The following is a 1,791-nucleotide window of genomic DNA, read 5'->3' as shown; positions in this document are numbered from 1 at the left end:
ACCCGCCCGCGACCGTGGCCGCGGCCGGGTCCGGCCCCGGATTGCGGGGGGGGGCTCGTCCGGGTGGGGGCGGGGCGCCCCGCGCCCCGACAGGCGGAGCGCCGATGGGCGCGCCAGCGCCCTTATCGGCGACCGCCGTACTCTTGACAGATGAGCCTGCACCTATACGACACGCGTACCCGGCGTGTGCGGCCTTTCAAGCCGCTGCGCCCCGGTCACGTGGGCGTCTACGTGTGTGGGCCGACGGTTCAGTCCGCTCCGCACGTGGGCCACCTCCGGTCCGCGGTCGCCCTCGACCTGCTGCGGCGCTGGCTGCTGGCCTCCGACTACGAGGTCACGTACGTCCAGAACGTCACCGATATCGACGACAAGATCATCGTCAACGCGGACCGGGAGGGCGTCTCGGTCTGGGAGCTGGCGACCCGCGAGACCCGGGCCTTCGACGACGCCTACAGGGCCGTCGGGGTGCTGCCGCCGACGATCCAGCCGCGGGCGACGGGTCACATTCCCGAGATGCACGCGCTGGTCGCCGCGCTGATGAAAGCGGGCTTCGCCTACGAGGGCGACGGTTCGGTGTGGTTTCGGGTGGGCCGGTACGCCGACTACGGGGCGTTGTCGAACCAGCGCCCGGAGGCCATGCAGGCCTCACCGGAGGCGGAGCCTGGCAAGGCGGACCCGCGCGACTTCGCGCTGTGGAAGGCGGTCAAGCCGGGTGAGCCGGCCTGGGACTCGCCGTGGGGCCCCGGACGGCCTGGCTGGCACCTGGAGTGCTCGGCGATGGCGGGCAAGTATCTCGGGCCGGTCTTCGACATCCACGGCGGTGGCCTGGACCTGGTCTTCCCGCACCACGAGAACGAGCGGGCGCAGACGGTGTGCGCCGCTGGCCATGGCGGCGTGCCCACCGAGGCGGAGATGGCCCGGTACTGGATCCACGTCGGGCTGTTGACCACCGGCGGCACGAAGATGTCGAAGTCGCTCGGCAACTCGTTCTTCGTCACCGACGTGCTCGGGCAGTTCCGTCCGCAGGCGCTGCGCTTCCACCTGATCTCCGCCCACTACCGGTCCTCGCTCGAGTACACCGTCGCGACGCTCACCGAGTCGGCCGCCGCGTACGAGCGGGTGGAGACGTTCGTCCGCAACGCCCTGGACATCCTCGGCGGCCCGGAGGCCGCGGCGGCGCTGGCGGCCGAGACCCCGGCGGCCGCGCCGCGCGGAGCCGGCAAGGCGGCCTCCAGGACGAGGCCACGGGCCGCGACGGAGGCCTCGGGGGACGCCGGTGCCACGCCTGGCGCCGTGGTGGCCTCGCCGGAGGCGGCCTGGGCCGGCTTCGCCGCGGCGCTCGACGACGATCTGGGCGTCGCCCGGGCACTCGCCGCGCTGTTCGGCGCGGTGAGCCAGGGCAACCAGGTGCTGTCCAAGGCGCACAGCCGCGAGCTCGCCGGCTGGGTGGTCGTCGCGCGCCGGATGCTCACCGTTCTCGGGCTCGACCCGGTGGAGCAGTGGCCGGCCGCCGGTGGCCAGCTGCGCCCGGCGCTGGACGGGGTGATGGAGATCATGCTGGACCTGCGCTCGTCGGCCAGGGCCCGGCGCGACTACGCCGAGGCCGACTCGATCCGTGCCCGGCTCGGCGCGGCCGGCATCGTCGTCGACGACACTCCGGAGGGCCAGCGCTGGCACCTGGCCTGACATCGCCGCGGACCCGGCCAGGGCGCGGGGGACCCACGACGAGCTTGCCGGCCGGGCGCGTGAGAAGACGTTGGGCCCCGTCCCGGCTCCTGGAGGAGCCGGGAC

General features: G+C 73.9%; 1 protein-coding gene. It reads left to right on the top strand.

Annotation, left to right across the window (positions count from 1 at the left end):
• Positions 1 to 150: 150 nt before the first annotated feature.
• The gene (cysS, locus tag I6A81_RS41070) at positions 151 to 1,686 is read left to right on the top strand and encodes a cysteine--tRNA ligase (RefSeq protein ID WP_203007332.1); all 1,536 of its coding nucleotides are present in this window, start codon (positions 151 to 153) and stop codon (positions 1,684 to 1,686) included.
• Positions 1,687 to 1,791 lie beyond the last annotated feature (105 nt).

Origin of the sequence: Frankia nepalensis (assembly GCF_016786325.1) — a bacterium.
In the GTDB taxonomy this organism is placed as follows: Bacteria; Actinomycetota; Actinomycetes; order Frankiales; family Frankiaceae; genus Pseudofrankia; species Pseudofrankia nepalensis.
Note: the sequence above shows the minus strand (reverse complement) of the source record. Positions and strands in the feature narration are given on the sequence as shown.